Source organism: Stenotrophomonas sp. P5_A9, from assembly GCF_056400525.1.
Genome location: NZ_JBFULC010000079.1, coordinates 1 through 16,388, shown reverse-complemented (window position 1 = coordinate 16,388; position 16,388 = coordinate 1). Strand labels below are relative to the sequence as shown.

At 67.0% G+C, this 16,388-nt stretch carries 16 protein-coding genes; 7 read left to right on the top strand and 9 right to left on the bottom strand.

Annotation, left to right across the window (positions count from 1 at the left end):
• The first annotated feature begins 337 nt into the window (after window positions 1-337).
• Window positions 338-1,702 (top strand): NAD-dependent succinate-semialdehyde dehydrogenase, encoded by a 1,365-nt coding sequence (locus tag AC1DR7_RS18240; RefSeq protein ID WP_478052175.1) that lies wholly within the window; start codon window positions 338-340, stop codon window positions 1,700-1,702.
• A gap of 159 nt (window positions 1,703-1,861) precedes the next feature.
• Here the strand turns inward: AC1DR7_RS18240 and AC1DR7_RS18235 are convergent, their stop codons facing one another.
• The 7 genes from AC1DR7_RS18235 to miaB form a co-directional block, all read right to left on the bottom strand.
• Entirely contained in the window at window positions 1,862-2,860 is a 999-nt protein-coding gene (locus AC1DR7_RS18235) for a magnesium and cobalt transport protein CorA (protein WP_256776210.1), read from the bottom strand.
• Window positions 2,861-2,875: 15 nt separating this feature from the next.
• Window positions 2,876-4,168 (bottom strand): lipoprotein N-acyltransferase Lnb domain-containing protein, encoded by a 1,293-nt coding sequence (locus AC1DR7_RS18230; RefSeq protein ID WP_457319088.1) that lies wholly within the window; start codon window positions 4,166-4,168, stop codon window positions 2,876-2,878.
• Window positions 4,169-4,176: 8 nt separating this feature from the next.
• Window positions 4,177-5,058: an HlyC/CorC family transporter gene (locus tag AC1DR7_RS18225; RefSeq protein ID WP_256776208.1), complete on the bottom strand. Its 882-nt coding sequence runs from the start codon at window positions 5,056-5,058 to the stop codon at window positions 4,177-4,179.
• Window positions 5,059-5,123: 65 nt separating this feature from the next.
• Window positions 5,124-5,720 carry a hypothetical protein gene (locus tag AC1DR7_RS18220; protein WP_457319087.1) on the bottom strand — a complete coding sequence of 199 codons (597 nt, stop codon included), beginning with the start codon at window positions 5,718-5,720 and terminating at the stop codon, window positions 5,124-5,126.
• A gap of 29 nt (window positions 5,721-5,749) precedes the next feature.
• Window positions 5,750-6,235 carry an rRNA maturation RNase YbeY gene (ybeY, locus tag AC1DR7_RS18215; RefSeq protein ID WP_256776206.1) on the bottom strand — a complete coding sequence of 162 codons (486 nt, stop codon included), beginning with the start codon at window positions 6,233-6,235 and terminating at the stop codon, window positions 5,750-5,752.
• A gap of 45 nt (window positions 6,236-6,280) precedes the next feature.
• Window positions 6,281-7,264: a PhoH family protein gene (locus AC1DR7_RS18210; RefSeq protein WP_256776205.1), complete on the bottom strand. Its 984-nt coding sequence runs from the start codon at window positions 7,262-7,264 to the stop codon at window positions 6,281-6,283.
• 613 nt (window positions 7,265-7,877) lie between these two features.
• The gene (miaB, locus tag AC1DR7_RS18205) at window positions 7,878-9,338 is read right to left on the bottom strand and encodes a tRNA (N6-isopentenyl adenosine(37)-C2)-methylthiotransferase MiaB (protein ID WP_256776204.1); all 1,461 of its coding nucleotides are present in this window, start codon (window positions 9,336-9,338) and stop codon (window positions 7,878-7,880) included.
• Window positions 9,339-9,500: 162 nt separating this feature from the next.
• Here miaB and AC1DR7_RS18200 point away from each other — a divergent pair, with 162 nt between their 5' ends.
• From AC1DR7_RS18200 to AC1DR7_RS18175, 6 genes are all read left to right on the top strand, one after another.
• Window positions 9,501-10,466: a lytic transglycosylase domain-containing protein gene (locus AC1DR7_RS18200; protein ID WP_478052632.1), complete on the top strand. Its 966-nt coding sequence runs from the start codon at window positions 9,501-9,503 to the stop codon at window positions 10,464-10,466.
• Window positions 10,467-10,648: 182 nt separating this feature from the next.
• Complete coding sequence (gene petA, locus AC1DR7_RS18195) at window positions 10,649-11,269, top strand: ubiquinol-cytochrome c reductase iron-sulfur subunit (protein ID WP_256776202.1); 621 nt, start codon at window positions 10,649-10,651, stop codon at window positions 11,267-11,269.
• A gap of 2 nt (window positions 11,270-11,271) precedes the next feature.
• A complete protein-coding gene (locus AC1DR7_RS18190; protein WP_256776201.1) occupies window positions 11,272-12,531 on the top strand; it encodes a cytochrome b in 1,260 nt (419 codons plus the stop codon).
• 37 nt (window positions 12,532-12,568) lie between these two features.
• The gene (locus AC1DR7_RS18185) at window positions 12,569-13,270 is read left to right on the top strand and encodes a cytochrome c1 (protein WP_256776216.1); all 702 of its coding nucleotides are present in this window, start codon (window positions 12,569-12,571) and stop codon (window positions 13,268-13,270) included.
• A gap of 160 nt (window positions 13,271-13,430) precedes the next feature.
• Window positions 13,431-14,066: a glutathione S-transferase N-terminal domain-containing protein gene (locus AC1DR7_RS18180; RefSeq protein WP_256776200.1), complete on the top strand. Its 636-nt coding sequence runs from the start codon at window positions 13,431-13,433 to the stop codon at window positions 14,064-14,066.
• 138 nt (window positions 14,067-14,204) lie between these two features.
• A complete protein-coding gene (locus tag AC1DR7_RS18175) occupies window positions 14,205-14,648 on the top strand; it encodes a ClpXP protease specificity-enhancing factor (RefSeq protein WP_312237405.1) in 444 nt (147 codons plus the stop codon).
• Window positions 14,649-14,710: 62 nt separating this feature from the next.
• Here the strand turns inward: AC1DR7_RS18175 and AC1DR7_RS18170 are convergent, their stop codons facing one another.
• On the bottom strand, window positions 14,711-15,067 hold the full coding sequence (locus AC1DR7_RS18170; protein ID WP_256776198.1) for a DUF3301 domain-containing protein: 357 nt from the start codon (window positions 15,065-15,067) through the stop codon (window positions 14,711-14,713).
• Between the two features lie 83 nt (window positions 15,068-15,150).
• On the bottom strand, window positions 15,151-16,221 hold the full coding sequence (locus AC1DR7_RS18165) for a DUF2272 domain-containing protein (RefSeq protein WP_478076600.1): 1,071 nt from the start codon (window positions 16,219-16,221) through the stop codon (window positions 15,151-15,153).
• Window positions 16,222-16,388 lie beyond the last annotated feature (167 nt).

Below are 16,388 nucleotides of genomic sequence, written 5' to 3'. Positions count from 1 at the left end.
GATTCACGGCGTGTCCCGGCATCCCACCCGCACCGTGCCAACCACACGCCAGTGAAACGCTGCTTTCGGCATCCCACCCGCACCGTGCCAACCACATGCCAGTGAAACGCTGCTTTCGGCATCCCACCCGCACCGCGCCAACCACACGCCAATGAAACGCTGCTTTCGGCATCCCACCCGCACCGTGCCAACCACCCGCCCATGAAACGGTGCTTTCTGCGGCCCACCCACATCTGCGACCCCATGTCGCAACCAGAACAGCCTTCCCGACCCATCCGGCAACATCCGGCTCACAGGCCGCAGCGCACAATCACCGCCTGTCTTTCGGAGCACCGCGATGACCGTTGAAATCATCAACCCCGCCACCGGCCAGGTCACCTACCGCCACGAACTGCTCGATGCCGCGCAGATCGAACAGCGCCTGGCCGCCGCCGCCAAGGCCTTCCCGCTGTGGTCGGGGCAGTCCCTGCAGGGACGGGGCGCCATCCTGCGCGGCATTGCCGCGCAACTGCGCCAGCGCAAGAACGATGTCCAGCAGGCGATGACCAGCGAAATGGGCAAGCTCAAGGCCGAAGCGCTCGCTGAAATCGAAAAGTGCGCCCAGGCTTGCGAGTTCTACGCCGACCACGCCGCCGACTACCTCAAGCCGCAGCTGATCGACACCGAAGCCCAGCGCAGCTACGTGCGCTACGAGCCCATCGGTTGCGTCTTCGCGGTCATGCCGTGGAACTTCCCCATCTGGCAGGTGTTCCGCTTCCTCGCGCCGGCGTTCATGGCCGGCAACGTCGCGCTGCTCAAGCATGCCAGCAACGTCCCGCAGTGCGCCGACCTGATCCTCGCCGTCTGCCGCGATGGCGGCCTGCCCGAGGGCGTGTTCGACGTGCTGCATATCGACAACGACCAGGCCGCCGACGTCCTGCGCGACAAGCGGGTCAAGGCGGTCACGCTGACGGGCAGTGAACGTGCCGGACGCTCGATCGCCGCCACCGCTGGCGACCAGCTCAAGAAGTGCGTCATGGAACTGGGCGGCAGCGATGCCTTCGTCGTGCTTGACGATGCCGACCTCGACAAGACGGTGGCCGCCGCGGTGAAGTCGCGCTTCGACAACAGCGGCCAGACCTGCATTGCCGCCAAGCGGTTCATCGTGGTCGACGCGATCGCCGATGCGTTCGTGGAGAAGTTCGTCGCTGCCGCGGCCGCGCGCGTGTACGGCGATCCGCAGGACGAGAAGACCACGCTGGCGCCGATGGCCCGTGCCGACCTGCGCGATGAGCTGCACAAGCAGGTGCAGACCAGCGTGGCCAAGGGCGCCAAGGTCCTGCTCGGCGGCGAGCCGGTAGCCGGCAGCCATGCCGGTTACCCGGCCACCATTCTGGACAATGTCGGCCCCGGCATGCCTGCCTACGACGAAGAACTGTTCGGCCCGGCGGCGGCCATCGTGCGCGTGCGCGATGACGCAGACGCGCTGCGTGTGGCCAACGACACCAGCTTCGGCCTGGGCGGCAGTGTCTGGAGCGGCGACGCGCAGCGCGGCGAAGCGATCGCCAAGCGCCTGGAATGCGGCGCGGCGTTCGTCAACGCCATCGTCAAGAGCGACCCGCGCCTGCCGTTCGGCGGCACCAAGCGCTCCGGCTTCGGCCGCGAGCTGGCCGACCATGGCATCCATGAGTTCATGAACATCAAGACCGTTTACGTCGCCTGATCGGAGCGGCCCGGCAGGGCCGCTGGAACCGGTAGTGCCGGCCGTTGGTCGGCTGCTCGAAATCTCCAAACACCCGGCGTGAATCCGGGTTTTTCTGGAGCCGGCCAGCGGCCGGCACTACCTGCGTATCGCCGCTTGGCGTCGCACCACCGGCCGACCTCAGAGCCAGCGGACGCGCTTGAACAGGCGGTACAGCCCCACGCAGATCGCGCCGACGCCGATGATCATCGCCGGGTACGCCCACGGCTTGTCCAGCTCGGGCATGTGGGTGAAGTTCATGCCGTACCAGCTGGTGATCAAGGTCGGCGCGGCGAGCAGCGCGGCCCAGGCACCGAGGCGCTTGACCGTCTCGCCCTGCGCCAGCGTCACCAGCGACAGGTTCACGCTCAGCGCGGTGCCCAGCATCTCGCGCAGGGTATCGATCACATCGCTGATCCGCACCGCGTGGTCGTGCACGTCGCGCAGGTACAGCTTCACCTCATCGGGCACCAGCTCGCCCTGGTAGCGTTTGATCTGCGCCAGCATGTCCTGCAGCGGCGCCACGGCCATGCGCATCTTGTTGAGCTCGCGCTTCAACTCGTACAGGCGCACGACGGTCTGGCGCTTGTAGCTGTCGGAGAAGATGTCCTTCTCCAGCAGCTCCAGCGTGTCGCGGTAGCGCTGGGTGATCGGCAGGTAGTTGTCGACCACGAAATCCAGCACCGCATACAGGCAGTACGACGGGCCCATGGTGCGCAGCAGCTCGGGCTCGCGCTCCACCCGCGCGCGCGGCGCGGCGTAGGACAGCGACGCGCCGTGGCGCACGGTGACCAGGAAGCGCGGCCCGAGGAAGGCGTGGGTTTCACCGTACTGGATGCGCTCGTCCACCATCTGCGCGGTGGTGACCACCACGAACAGCGAGTTGCCGTACGACTCCACCTTGGGGCGCTGATGCGCGTTGCGTGCGTCCTCGATGGCCAGCGAGTGCAGGCAAAATTCTTCCTGCAGCTTCAGCAGCACGCTGTCAGCCGGCTCGTAGAGACCGACCCAGACGAAGCCGTTGCCGCTTTCGATCACATCGCTGATCGCGTCCAAGCTGATGTCGTGGCGCTTGCCCTGATCATCGTAATGGACACAGTTGATGACGCAGGGCGGATTGACGGGTGCGGTACTTTCCATGGGCGGCATCGTGCGTCAGCGGCCCGTGACGGGCAAGTCACGACGCCCCAGCACCCACGCCAGCGCCAGGTGCACCGGCAGCAGCAACACGATCCACTGCAGGTTGACCTGCGCCTGCAGGCTCAGCCAGTGCAGGACCAGGCCCAGCGCGGCCGACAGCGCCACCGCCCACAGCACGATGCGGAACCACGCTCGCGGCACACGCCCGCGCAGCACGGTGACCGCGCCGGGAACCAGCAGCAGGCACAGCGGCGAGAGCACCAGCAGGTTGCGGTTGGCCCACGCCGCCTGATGCGCGCTGAAGCCCCACAGGTAAGTCAGCAGCGCGCCGGCGATGCCGCAGAACAGCCACAGCGGCAGCGCGATACCGCCCAGCACGCGCCGACGCGTGCGCAGGGCGATTACGCCCGCGGCGGCCAGCAGTCCACACAGCAGCCACGGCCACCAGTGGCGCGGGGATTCCTTGGGTTCGGGCGCGATGCGGTGCGGCAGCAGTTCCTGCTCGGCCTGCACCAGCGGACGGCCTTCGCTGTTGCGGGCCTGGCGCAGCGCGTCGGCCAGTCGCATCGGCACGAAGGCTTCCTGCCAGCGCGACAGTGGCTGGTCGGCGAACGGCCCCAGGCCGATGTCGAAGCCCAGCCACATCCATGGCGAGGGCGAGGCCAACCGCACCGATTCGCTGCGGTAGGTGTTGCCACGCGAGCGACCGGACAGCTGCGAATGCAGGCCGCCGCCAAGCGCCTGGTCGATGGTGTCGCGCACCATCGTGGCGCAGTTGGCGGTGTAGTAGTCGTAGTGGTAGCGCGCGTTCTCGGGCTTGGCGCGTTCGGCCAGGCCTGCGGCCAGCGTGCGGGCCTGCTGCGGGTCCAGGTCCAGCCACTGGATGCTGGCGCCGCGGCCGCTCTCGCGGTAGTACGACATGTCTTCGTCCAGCGGCAGCGCCACCAGGTAGTACATCATGTCGCCGCGCACGAAGCGGCCGATGAAGTCCGGCTCGCCCGGATCGAAATAGCCGAAGTTGTAGGAGATGGCCTGGCCATTGCGCGGGTCCAGGACGACCAGCGCATCGTGGCCGAAGCGCTCGAAGAAGATCTCGCCGGGCTGCATGGTCACCACGCCAATGCGTGGCGCCGGGGACATGTCCGCAGCGACACCGGGCGCGGGTGCTTCATCGCTTGCGACCGGCGTATCGGAGGACGTGGCGGCAGCCTCCTGCGCCAGCGCCGCGAACGGGACACTGGCCAGGAGGAGCAACCACGACAGGAACAACAGGCGGCACGACGGCCACCGCTTCAGCAGGGGCCGCATGGCGTTGATCAATCCTCGGTGTCGGTGTCCGCCGACAGCACGGTCACATGGAACGCCTGCACGCGGCGGGCATCGGCACGCGCCACCCGGAACACGAAGCGGTCCAGGCTGAGCTCGTCGCCGGTTTCGGGCAGGTGGCCGATCGCCTCGGTGACCAGGCCCCCGATGGTGTCGTAGTCGTCGTCGGGGAAGTCGGCGCCGAACCGCTCGTTGAAATCCTCGATCGCGGTCAGCGCATCGACCACGTACTGGCCGTCGGCCTGGATGGCGATCTGCGCGGTGTGGTCCTCGGCCTCGTCGTGCTCGTCGTCGATCTCGCCGACGATCTGCTCCAGCACGTCTTCGATGGTGACCAGCCCGGCGACGCCGCCGTACTCATCGACCACGATGGCCATGTGGTTGCGCGAGAGCCGGAACTCCTTGAGCAGCACGTTGAGCTTCTTGGCTTCGGGGATCAGCACCGCCGGGCGCAGCAGTTCGCGCACGTTGGCCGGACCGTGGTCGGCGACCACGCCGCGCAGCAGGTCCTTGGCCAGCAGCACGCCAAGGATGTCGTCCTTGTTGTCGCCGTGCACCGGGAAGCGCGAATGGCCGGATTCGACCACCTGCTTCATCAGTTCCAGGAAGGGCGCCTCCACCGGCAGCGAGACCATCTGCGAACGCGAGATCATCACGTCGCCCACGGTCAGCTCGGCGACCGAAATCGCGCCTTCCATCATGCGTAGGGTGTCGGCGGCGATCAGCCCATCTTCCTGCGCGGTGTGCAGGACCGCCACCAGCTCGTCGCGGGTGTGGGGTTCGCCGGAGAAGGCAGAGGTCAGGCGTTCGAGCCAGCTGCGCTTCTTTTCGTTTTGCTCCACATTGGAGCCACTACTGTCGTCTTCAGACATCTCTGGAAAAAAAGGCACCCGGCGAGCCGGGCGTTGGATTCAGTCTAGCAGGATGCGCGCCGCTGTCAGCGTCCGCCGGCGGGCGCTGCCTTCACGGGCCCGCCGGGGGCGGGGGCGCCCGGGGCGGCGTCCGGGGCCGGTTCCTCCTCCGGCGGCAGGTCCAGGCTGTAGGTGCAGCCGGCCAGGGTCTTGCCGGGGTGGGTCTTGACGGTGGACAGGCTCAGGATCACCGATTCGATCATCGGCTCGCCGGTCGTCGGGTCGGTGACGTCGCGGCTGACCAGCTCGCGCCCGGCCATGAACTTGTCCGGGTTGTCCACGCCATCCTCCAGCGCCAGCCGTTTGGCCATCGGGCGCGGGTCGGCCAGGTCGAGGATGGCCATGATGCTGGCCCCGGCCACGGCGATGTACTCGGTCTGCTGGCCGAATACGGTCACGGGCATGGCCAGGCGGAATTCGCTCATGAATTGATTGGACTGCGGCAGCGGCTGCAGGCCGTTGGCTACCGCCTTGAGCGGGTCGGCCACGACCGGCGCCACCGCGTTGTAGTCGGCCAGCCCCTGCCGGCATTCGATCAGGGCGGCCAGGTCCAGCGGGGCGGCGACGCTGGTGGCGGGCAGCAGGGCCAGCAGGCCCAGGCAGGCGGTCTTGAAGGCGATCATCGAAAATCCGTGGGTCACCGGCGGGCGGCTCAGTTCTCGTTGGCGTAGGGGTCGTCGATGCCCAGTTCGGCCAGGATGTCGCGTTCCAGCTGCTCCATGGCCTCGGCTTCCTTGTCGTCCTCGTGATCCCAGCCCAGCAGGTGCAGCACGCCATGCACGGTCAGGTGCGCATAATGGGCGTTGAGTCGCTTGTCCTGCTCCTCCGCCTCGCGCGCGACCACCGGGGCGCAGATCACCAGGTCCCCGAGCAGCGGGAATTTCACGCCCTTGGGCAGGCCCTCGGGCACCTCGGCCGGGAAGCTCAGCACGTTGGTGGCGTAATCCTTGCCCCGGTAATGCCGGTTCAGCGACTGGCCTTCCTTGGCATCGACCATGCGGATGGCCAGGTCGGCCTCGCGGATGCGGCCCTTGAGCGCGGCGGCAACCCACTTGCGGAAGCTCACCGCCGAGGGCAGCCCGGCACGGGGCAGGGCGTAGCTGACGGCTACATCGAGGCGGACGGGGCCCTTGGTCATGGCGATACCGGTAGTTCAGATCAATCGGAAGTGGACAGTGTACGTCTACTCCGCGCCGGGTTTTACCTGCTGCAGGTCGCGGCGGTCGTACGCGCTGACGATGCGTGCCACCAGCGGGTGGCGGACCACGTCGCGGGCTTCGAAGAAGGTGAAGCTGACGCCCTCGACATCGCGCAGCACCTCGATCGCATCGCGCAGGCCGGATTTGACGTGCTTGGGCAGGTCGGTCTGGGTCAGGTCGCCGGTGACCACGGCGGTCGAGCCGAAGCCGAGACGGGTCAGGAACATCTTCATCTGCTCGACGGTGGTGTTCTGCGCTTCGTCCAGGATCACGTACGCATCGTTGAGCGTGCGCCCGCGCATGTAGGCCAGCGGCGCGATCTCGATGATGTTTTTTTCCAGCAGCTTGAGCACTTTTTCCACGCCCAGCATTTCGTACAGCGCGTCATACAACGGGCGCAGGTACGGGTCCACTTTCTGGCTCAGGTCGCCGGGCAGGAAGCCCAGCTTCTCGCCGGCTTCCACCGCCGGGCGCACCAGGATCAGCCGCTGCACGCGCGACTCGTTCAACGCGTCCACCGCGCTGGCCACTGCCAGGAAGGTCTTGCCGGTACCGGCCGGGCCGATCCCGAAATTGATGTCGTGGGTGGTGATCTGGTGCAGGTAGCGCGCCTGGTTGGCGCCGCGCCCGCGCACCGTGCCGCGCTTGACCTTGATGGTCACGTCCTGCGCCTCATAGGCCCCGTCGACGACGTGTTCGACGTTGGCCTGGTTCAGCCGCAGGTGGATGGCGTGGCTGTCGAAGGTGACCTCGGCCGCTTCGGCGTAGAGGGCCTCGATCAGGGTCTTGGCTTCTTCGATCACCCGCTTGGGGCCGGTCACGCGGAACACAGGGCCGCGGTTGGCGATCTCCACGCCGAGCTTGAGTTCGATCTGGCGCAGGTGCTCGTCGAACGGGCCAGCCAGATTGGCCAGGCGTTCGTTGTCTTCCGGGACCAGGGTGAAGTCGCGTTGTGCAAGTGCCGTCATTGCGTCAGGCAGCCATCGGTCGAAGCGACCCGGCCGCAGCGTTGGGATGGGAAACACAGGGTAGCGCGCAGCCACGTTGGCCGCCAGCGAAGGCGCGGTTCTCCACAGTGTCTGTGCAAGGACGGTGCGGCAACCTGTGGATAGCTTGCGTGGGCCCTAGTGCGGCAGACGATCCGCGGTCGTGGTCAAAAAAGCGTCACGCCGCGCGCGTTCATCCACAGCGGTTGTGGGTGGATGTTGGAGAAACATGTGGATAAGCACCGTGGCGCCCATGGCGGCAAGGGTCTGCGCCAGGTGATCATTTCATGACCAGCGCGGCGTTGACTGACCTCTTCTTCACGGAGGTGTGCGCAAGGCGACGGCGCATCTCCTCCTGCAGAACGGCGTCCGATGTCACTGGTCGTGTCTGTGTCCGGCCGATGGGTGCCGTTGGCTGCGACGGGTCGGCTGGTCCGCGCCGGAACCTCGCTGCTGCAGCTTGAACAGACCCGCACCGCCGCCCACTGCCGGCGGTGCAGGCGCAGTCGCGCGCCTGGTGCGCGGCATTATGCCGCGTGGGGCGCGCTGGTGGGAACGGCGGCCCGAGGTGCCGCCGCCGCTGGCCGGCGCGCCCTCAGCTCGTCACCATCCGCGCGCGCAGCGAATTGCTGTACGCCTCGGTGATCACCACATCGACGAACTGCCCGATCAGGCGCGGGTGCCCGGGGAAATTCACCGAGCGCATGTTCTCGCTCTTGCCGGTCAACTCGTTCGGATCGCGTCGCGAGGGCCCTTCCACCAGCACGGTCTGCACGGTGCCGACCATCTTGGCCGAGATCGCCGCAGCCTGTTCGTTGATGCGCGCCTGCAGGCGCGACAGGCGCGCGTGCTTTTCGGCATCGCTGATCGTGTCTTCCAGATCGGCCGCGGGGGTACCCGGGCGACGCGAGTAGATAAAGGAGAAGCTGTGGTCGAAGCCGATGTCTTCGATAAGCTTCATGGTCTTTTCGAAGTCGGCCTCGGTCTCGCCGGGGAAGCCGACGATGAAGTCCGAGCTGATCGAGATGTCCGGCCGCACGGCGCGCAGCTTGCGGATCTTGGCCTTGAACTCCAGGGCCGTGTAACCGCGTTTCATCGCCGACAACACCTTGTCGCTGCCGGCCTGCACCGGCAGGTGCAGGAAATTGGCCAGCTGCGGCACATCGCGGTAGGCATCCACCAGCGAGTCGCTGAATTCCAGCGGGTGCGAGGTGGTGAACCGGATCCGGCCAACACCGTCGATCTCGGCGATGGTGCGGATCAGCAGGCCCAGGTCGGCGAACTCACCGTCCCCATACGGACCGCGGTAGGCATTGACGTTCTGGCCCAGCAGGTTGATTTCGCGCACACCCTGCGCGGCCAGCTGTGCAACTTCCACCACCACGTCCTCGAAGGGACGGCTGACTTCGGTGCCGCGGGTGTAGGGCACCACGCAAAAGGAGCAGTACTTCGAGCAGCCTTCCATGATCGACACAAACGCCGAACCGCCCTCGGCGCGCGGCTCAGGCAAACGGTCGAACTTCTCGATCTCGGGGAAGCTGATGTCCACCTGCGACTTGCCCGATTCGCGCCGCTGGCGGATCAGCTCCGGCAGCCGATGCAGGGTCTGCGGGCCGAACACCAGGTCCACGTGCGGGGCGCGCTTGATGATCGCCTCGCCTTCCTGCGAGGCCACGCAGCCGCCCACGCCGATGATCACGCCGCGGCCGTTGTTCTTCAGCGCCTTCCAGTAGCCCAGCTGGCTGAACACCTTCTCCTGCGCCTTCTCGCGGATCGAACAGGTGTTCATCAGCAGCACGTCGGCCTCGGCCGGGTCGTCGGTCAACTCCAGGCCTTCGGCGGCGGCCAGCACGTCGGCCATCTTGGACGAGTCGTACTCGTTCATCTGGCAACCGTGGGTCTTGATGTACAGCTTGCCGCGCACCGGTCCGGTCACCTGTGGCCGGGAGCCGGGCAGGGCGATCAGGTCGGGGCGGGGGGCGGGCGAATCAGGTGTGGCGGCAGGCAAGGCGGAGCCGGCCGAAGTCGGCGCGGTCGAAGCTGGCGTCCCGGTCATGGCGCTTATTCCAGTCGGGTGGGCGGGCAGGCAGCCGGTTGGCTGCGATGAGCCGTGCATTGTATGCCGGAAGCACTCCCCGGACGGGTTCAGGGCCGATCCGCGCTGGCGGCCGGCGTCAACCCCTTGGCAACCACCGCCGAAGTTGGGACACTCCCGACAATGAAGGGGATCTTGGGGATCGCTGCGTTGGCCTTGGCTGCGCTGACCGCTATGCCGGCCAGTGCGGGCACGTTGTACAAGTGCCTCGGTGCCGACGGCGTGCCCAGTTATGTCAGCAAGCGCGTATCCGGGGCGTCCTGCAGCGTGGTCAGCAGCTACCGGCCCGACCGCGGCGCGCCGCGCCGCTACACCCCGCCGCCGGCACCGGTCGCCGCGCCAGCGCCTGCACTGGTCCCGACAGCGACCGCCAGCGCGCCCGCCAGCCCGGTCCAGGCCGATCGCGCCAACACCGGCACCGCCCTGACCGCCAGCGGCCCGGCGCCATCGGCCACGGTGCTCAGCGCGCCGTCGGCCCCGGCCGCGCGGGCCAACAAAGCCGGCCGCGTGGTGAGCGGGCAGGTCTACTCCTACATGAAGGACGGGGTGCGCCACTACACCAGCGCCCGCCCGGCGCAGTTGGCCAGCCTCGGCCCGGTGCGCACCATCCACTACACCTTCATCGAGCGCTGTTACGCCTGCGGGGCCAACCCCGGCGTGAACTTCGGCTCGGTGCGGCTCAACACCACCGCGTTCCAGAGCGAGATCACCGCCGCCGCGCGCGAGTTCGGGGTCGAGGAAGCCGTGGTCCGCGCGATCATCCACGCCGAATCGGCCTACAACCCGACCGCGCTCAGCCGCGCCGGCGCCCAGGGCCTGATGCAGCTGATGCCGCCCACCGCGCGCCGCTTCGGCGTTACCGACTCCTACGACGCCGCGCAGAACATCCGCGGCGGCGTGCAGTACCTGTCCTGGCTGCTCAAGCGCTTCAACGGCAACCTCACCCTGGCCGCCGCCGGTTACAACGCAGGCGAGGGTGCCGTGGATCGCCATGGTGGCGTACCGCCTTACAGTGAGACCCAGTACTACGTGAAGCGGGTGGCGCAGCTGGCCGAACGCTACCGTGGTGCGCAGGCCACCACCCAGTGAGCCGACGCGCCCATGGCGCTGGCTGGCCTCCATGCCGTAATGTCGTGTCGTAATGTCGTTCCGTAGTACCGCGTTGTGTGGCCGACTTCGGTTCAGCTACACTCGCGGCTGATTCAATGTGGACTGGCCCCCACCGGTCTGCTGGCAGCCTCAAGCTACCTAAATCAATATCGGAGTGCCGGATGGCCAACGATGGGGTAAACGATCCAGTCGATACTGGACGTCGACGATTCCTTTCAGCAACCACTGCGGTGGTCGGAGCGGTCGGCGTCGGATTTGCAGCAGTGCCGTTCATCAAGTCCTGGAATCCCAGCGCCCGCGCCAAGCTGGCCGGTGCTCCGGTGATTGCCGATATCAGCGCACTCCAGGAAGGCCAGCGACTGGTCATGGAATGGCGTGGACAGCCGATCTGGATCGTCAAGCGCTCCAAGGCGATCCTGGACGCGCTGCACGGCCTGGATGATCGGCTCAAGGATCCCGAATCCGGGGTCAAGGACCAGCAGCCGGCCTACGTGCTCAAGCAGAATCCCGAATTCCGCGCGATCAAGTCCGAGGTCTCGGTCCTGGTCGGGCTGTGCACCCACCTGGGCTGTTCGCCGGAGATGGTCGCCGAGATCCGCCCCGAGCCGTACGACCCCCAGTGGAAGGGCGGGTACTTCTGCCCCTGCCACAAGTCGCGCTTCGACATGTCCGGTCGCGTGTTCAAGGATGTCCCGGCGCCGATCAACCTGCTGGTGCCGCCGCACCATTACCAGGACGACAACACCATCATCATCGGCGTTGACCCGCAGGGGGCGGCTTGACCATGGCCAACATCCTTTCCCGCACCGCCACCGGCGTCGCCGACTGGGTCAACACGCGCGCCCCCGGCCTGATGCCGGTCTACCGCAAGCACGTGACCGAGTACTACGCGCCGAAGAACTTCAACATCTGGTACTACTTCGGTTCGTTGGCGCTGCTGATCCTGGTCAACCAGATCGTGACCGGCATCTTCCTCACGATGCACTACAAGACCGATGCGGCCGAAGCGTTCGCCTCCGTCGAGTACATCATGCGTGACGTGGAGTGGGGCTGGCTGATCCGCTACATGCACTCCACCGGGGCCTCGCTGTTCTTCATCGTGGTCTACCTGCACATGTTCCGCGGGCTGTTGTATGGCAGCTACCAGAAACCGCGCGAGCTGGTGTGGATCCTGGGCATGCTGATCTACCTGGTGCTGATGGCCGAAGCCTTCATGGGCTATGTGCTGCCGTGGGGGCAGATGTCGTTCTGGGGCGCGAAGGTGATCATCTCGCTGTTCGGCGCGATTCCGGTGATCGGTACCGGGCTGACCGAATGGATCATGGGGGATTACCTGCCCAGCGACGCCACCCTCAACCGCTTCTTCGCCCTGCACGTGATCGCCCTGCCGCTGGTGCTGTTGCTGCTGGTGGTGCTGCATCTGGGCGCGCTGCACGAAGTCGGCTCGAACAACCCCGACGGCGTGGAAATCAAGAAGGGTCCCAAGGGCAACCGCTGGTCGGCCACCGCGCCCACCGACGGCATCCCGTTCCATCCCTACTACACGCTCAAGGACGGGGTGGGCGCCGGGTTCCTGCTGATCATCGCCGCCTTCATCATCTTCTTCGCCCCGGCCTTCGGCGGCCTGTTCCTGGAACACGACAACTTCACCGAGGCCAATCGCCTGGTCACGCCCGAGCACATCAAGCCGGTCTGGTACTACACCCCGTACTACGCGATGTTGCGGGTGGTGCCCAACAAGCTCGGTGGCGTGCTGGTGATGTTCTCGGCCATCGCGATCCTGTTCCTGGTGCCGTGGCTGGACCGCGCGCGGGTCAAGTCCTACCGCTACCGCGGCTGGCTCTCGCGCGGCCTGCTCGGCGTGTTCGCGGTGTGCTTCGTCTGGCTCGGTGTGATCGGCTCCGGCCCCGGCACCGACGCACATGAAACCTACGTGGGCCGCGTATTGACCTTCCTGTACTTCGCCTTCTTCATCACCATGCCGCTATGGACCAGGCTGGACAGGACCAAACCGGTACCGGATCGGGTGACCACGCATGACTGACCACTGGATTGTCCGGCTGGCCTGCGCGGCCGCCTTGATGCTGGCCAGCAGCCTGGCCGGCGCCGCCGAAGGCGGCACCACCCTGCAGGCCGGCAACGACCTCGGCGACCGCGCCTCGCTGCAGCGCGGCGCGCAGCTGTACATGAACTACTGCTCCGGCTGCCATGCGCTGAAGTACCTGCGCTACTCGCGGATGGCGGCCGACCTGGGCCTGAGCGAAGAAGAGGTCATGACCAACCTCAACTTCACCGGCACCCCGATCGGCGAGCAGATCCCGGTAAGCATGCCCAAGGCCCAGGCCGAGAAATGGTTCGGCAAGATGCCGCCGGACCTCAGCCTGATCGCCCGGGTGCGAGGTAGTGACTGGGTCTATACCTACCTCAAGTCGTTCTACCTCGATCCGTCCCGGCCGCTGGGCTGGAACAACCGACTTTTCCCCAATGCCTCCATGCCCAACCCGCTATGGGAGATGCAGGGCCTGCAGCACGCGATACACGGCAAGCCGGAAAGCCCGGGGGCAGACGCGCCGGTGGTCGGGCTGAAGATCGAACAGCCGGGCAACGTGAGCGCTGCCGAGTACGACCAGACGGTGCGCGATATCACCAACTTCCTGGAGTACGCCGGCGAACCGGCCGCGCTCAAGCGCCAGAAGCTCGGCGTGTGGGTGATCCTGTTCCTTGCGCTGCTCACCTTCCTGGCGTACCTGCTCAAGAAGGAATACTGGAAGGACGTGCACTGAGCGCCATCCCGCCGCCGAGCATCGATCGATCCGATCAGGGGTCGATCGGCCTATTGGCTTTTGTGATGGGCAGTTGCACACTCGGGTACTGTGACGACCGCTGGCAATGGGCTGGCGGCGCCGATACGACCGGCGGTTACCGGACGTTGGAGAGCCTTTGATGGCGGCGAGCGTACGCATGCGGAACACCCTGACGCTGTTTTCCTCGAACGACGATGTCCTGTGCCATCGCGTGCGCCTGGTATTGGCGGCCAAGGGCGTGAGCTACGACTTCGTCCCGGTCGACCCGCAGAATCCGCCCGAGGATCTGATCGACCTCAACCCGTACCATTCCGTGCCCACCCTGGTGGAGCGCGAGCTTGTGCTGTACGCGGCCTCGGTGGTCAGCGAATACCTGGACGAACGTTACCCGCACCCGCCGCTGATGCCGGTCGATCCGCTGTCGCGCGCGCGCATCCGTCTGGCGATGCTGCGCATCGAACACGACTGGGTGCCGCAGGTGCAGGCCATCCAGCTCGGCAACAAGACCCAGGCAGAGGCCGGGCGCAAGCGCCTGAAGGAACTGCTGACCAGCGCGGTGCCGCTGTTCAAGGCCAGCAAGTTCTTCCTCAACCCGGAAATGAGCCTGGCCGATTGCGCGATGGCACCGATCGTGTGGCGGCTGCAGTCGCTGGACGTGCCGCTGCCCAAGGATGGCAAGTCGATCGAGGATTACGGCAACCGGATCTTCCGCCACCCGGGCTTCATCCGCAGCCTGACCGACCAGGAAAAAAAGCTGCGCGATCTGCCCAGCTGAGCCCGGCCCGCCGGTGCAGCTGACTGCATCGGCGCTTTACGTTCGGCGCGCGGGTGCTGACCGGCGCCGGTGCGGGCGCGTACACTTGCCACTGCGCAATCGGATCCCTGCAGCCGAGCACGGCTCGGCTCTACCCCCATGACAGAAGACACTTTCCGCATGACCAGCCACCGTCCGTACCTGTTGCGGGCACTGGTGGAATGGATCAACGACAACGACCTGACGCCGCACATCCTGGTGGACGCCGGCATGCCCGGCGTGCAGGTGCCGCAGAGCGCGGTCAAGGACGGCAGGGTGGTGTTGAACATCGCCGAACGTGCCGTCGTACGCCTGCATATCGACAATGACAGCGTGAGCTTCTCGGCCCGCTTCTCCGGGACCAGTTATCCGGTGCAGGTGCCGATTTCGGCCGTGCTGGCGGTGTATGCCCGCGAGACGGGGCAGGGCATGGCCCTGCCCGATGACATCCCCGGCCACGATCCCGGCCCGGACGACGAGCTGCCGCCCGACGACAGCCCGACCCCGCCGGACGACGCGCCGCCCAAGCCGAGCGGCCGCCCGCATCTGCGCGTAGTCAAATAAAGCACCCGTGGCCGCCGCAAGGCGGCCATTTTTGTTGGGGGCGCCTACGCAGGGTCGGCTGCTCAGACGTCCTCGGCGCCGCCGGTATCCACGCCGCGCCGGATCTCGCTGATCCGCGCCGCCGACGGTCCCACGAACGCCACCAGCTCATCGCCACGCAGCACCATGCGGCCCGTGTGGCGGTCCACGCCATCGTGCGAGTACTCGAACTTGAAGGTGCGCTCCCAGCCCAGCCAGCCGTTGGGCTTGCGGCATACGCGCAGGCCGGTGCCGTGCACGCTCTGGTCCAGCCATTGCACATCGGCGGCACGGCAGGCGTTGCGGCCCAGCTCGCCGGCACGCTCGGCGGCCGCACGCGAGGCGTTCCAAAACGCGTAGGCGAACGCACCGGCAATCATCAACAGGATCAAACTGGGCATCGGTGACTCGGTGCGGTCAGGGAGGTCGAACCTCCAAGATGGCGACGAACGCGGCGCGGATCAAGCCTTGCGCGTGGTACGCGCTAGGAGGTCTGCGGCGACTGCACCGGGGGCGTCGTTGCCGGTGCTGGCGGCGTCGGCGCCGGTGGCAGCGCGCGCGCGCCGGGGTGGGGCGACGCCGGCGGCGGCGTTGGTGTTCCCTGCGGAACCCATGGCGGTGCCGACGTGCCTGCCGGGTCCGGTGGCGGCATCGGCGCCATCGACGGCGCGGTGGCCACCMGCTTCAGCAGGGCAGCCCAGTCCTGGCGGTTGAAGCTGCATTCTTCCTCGCGGCCGGGTGTGCAGCCCGGGTCCACCCCGTCGCTGGTGCTCGCCTTGGCCGGCGGCAGCTCGATCCGGCCGCTACGGTCCAGGTCAAGCTTGCGCATCGCCACCGTGTTCATCACATTGCCGCCGATCAGGTACAGGGTGCGATCACCGCCCATGTTGGCAGCGATCACCACCTCGCAATGCGATTTCCAATGCGTCACCGCGCCGCTGCCCAGCGACTGCACCAGGCCGCTGTAGCTCAAGGTTTCGCGCCGATCGCGGAGGTAGCACAGCAGGTCACCGGGCGCCGGTTTTTCCTGCGTCGGATCGGCCATCCGATACGGTCCGCTGTTCTGGTAGGCCGCACGGATGTAGTCGATGTGGCGCGGCGAGCGGGTGAAGCCGGGCACGCTGGCGCGGGTCATGACCCAGGAAATGAAGGCGGCCGACCACGGGTTGTCGACCAGAAACGCCCGGCAGTCGCTGTCGGTGTAGCGCGTCCCCGGCGGGGCCATGCAGCTCGACGCGCCCGGCTGGCTGCCCATCGGCGACAACGTGCCGCTCTGCCGCCAGTAACCGACCACCCGCTGCCAGGCAACCAGACCATTGTCGGCCAGGTGGACGTCCTCGGCTTCGGTCACGCTCAGGCTCGCCGCACGGCCATCGCGATCGATGAACGGCCGATACCACAGGCGATGCTCGTTGCAGGCGGTGTTGACGATGCTCACCGCCAACGGGCTCAACCCGAATCGCGGCGGGATATCGCAGACCTCGGCGGCGGACGCGGTGGCCGGCAGCAACGTCACCAGCGGCGACAGGCATGCAAGCAGGAGCAAGGGGCGCATGCGCGCTCTCCGGGGTGGGGGCAGGGCAAGCCTCGCAGACCCGGTCTGCCGGGGCCGTGAAAACAGCGAGGCAGATGCGCGCGTCCGCCGCCGAGGTCTGCGATATCCCGCCGCGATTCGGGTTGAGCCCGTTGGCGGTGAGCATCGTCAACGTGAGCATCGTCAAC

Coding starts and splice junctions, on each gene's coding strand:
- AC1DR7_RS18240 (WP_478052175.1), top strand. CDS start 338: ATGACCGTTGAAATCATCAACCCCGCCACCGGCCAGGTCACCTACCGC.
- ybeY (WP_256776206.1), bottom strand. CDS start 6,235: ATGACCAAGGGCCCCGTCCGCCTCGATGTAGCCGTCAGCTACGCCCTG.
- miaB (WP_256776204.1), bottom strand. CDS start 9,338: ATGACCGGGACGCCAGCTTCGACCGCGCCGACTTCGGCCGGCTCCGCC.
- AC1DR7_RS18170 (WP_256776198.1), bottom strand. CDS start 15,067: ATGCCCAGTTTGATCCTGTTGATGATTGCCGGTGCGTTCGCCTACGCG.
- AC1DR7_RS18235 (WP_256776210.1), bottom strand. CDS start 2,860: ATGGAAAGTACCGCACCCGTCAATCCGCCCTGCGTCATCAACTGTGTC.
- petA (WP_256776202.1), top strand. CDS start 10,649: ATGGCCAACGATGGGGTAAACGATCCAGTCGATACTGGACGTCGACGA.
- AC1DR7_RS18180 (WP_256776200.1), top strand. CDS start 13,431: ATGGCGGCGAGCGTACGCATGCGGAACACCCTGACGCTGTTTTCCTCG.
- AC1DR7_RS18220 (WP_457319087.1), bottom strand. CDS start 5,720: ATGATCGCCTTCAAGACCGCCTGCCTGGGCCTGCTGGCCCTGCTGCCC.
- AC1DR7_RS18190 (WP_256776201.1), top strand. CDS start 11,272: ATGGCCAACATCCTTTCCCGCACCGCCACCGGCGTCGCCGACTGGGTC.
- AC1DR7_RS18175 (WP_312237405.1), top strand. CDS start 14,205: ATGACAGAAGACACTTTCCGCATGACCAGCCACCGTCCGTACCTGTTG.
- AC1DR7_RS18185 (WP_256776216.1), top strand. CDS start 12,569: ATGCTGGCCAGCAGCCTGGCCGGCGCCGCCGAAGGCGGCACCACCCTG.
- AC1DR7_RS18230 (WP_457319088.1), bottom strand. CDS start 4,168: ATGCGGCCCCTGCTGAAGCGGTGGCCGTCGTGCCGCCTGTTGTTCCTG.
- AC1DR7_RS18210 (WP_256776205.1), bottom strand. CDS start 7,264: ATGACGGCACTTGCACAACGCGACTTCACCCTGGTCCCGGAAGACAAC.
- AC1DR7_RS18225 (WP_256776208.1), bottom strand. CDS start 5,058: ATGTCTGAAGACGACAGTAGTGGCTCCAATGTGGAGCAAAACGAAAAG.
- AC1DR7_RS18200 (WP_478052632.1), top strand. CDS start 9,501: ATGAAGGGGATCTTGGGGATCGCTGCGTTGGCCTTGGCTGCGCTGACC.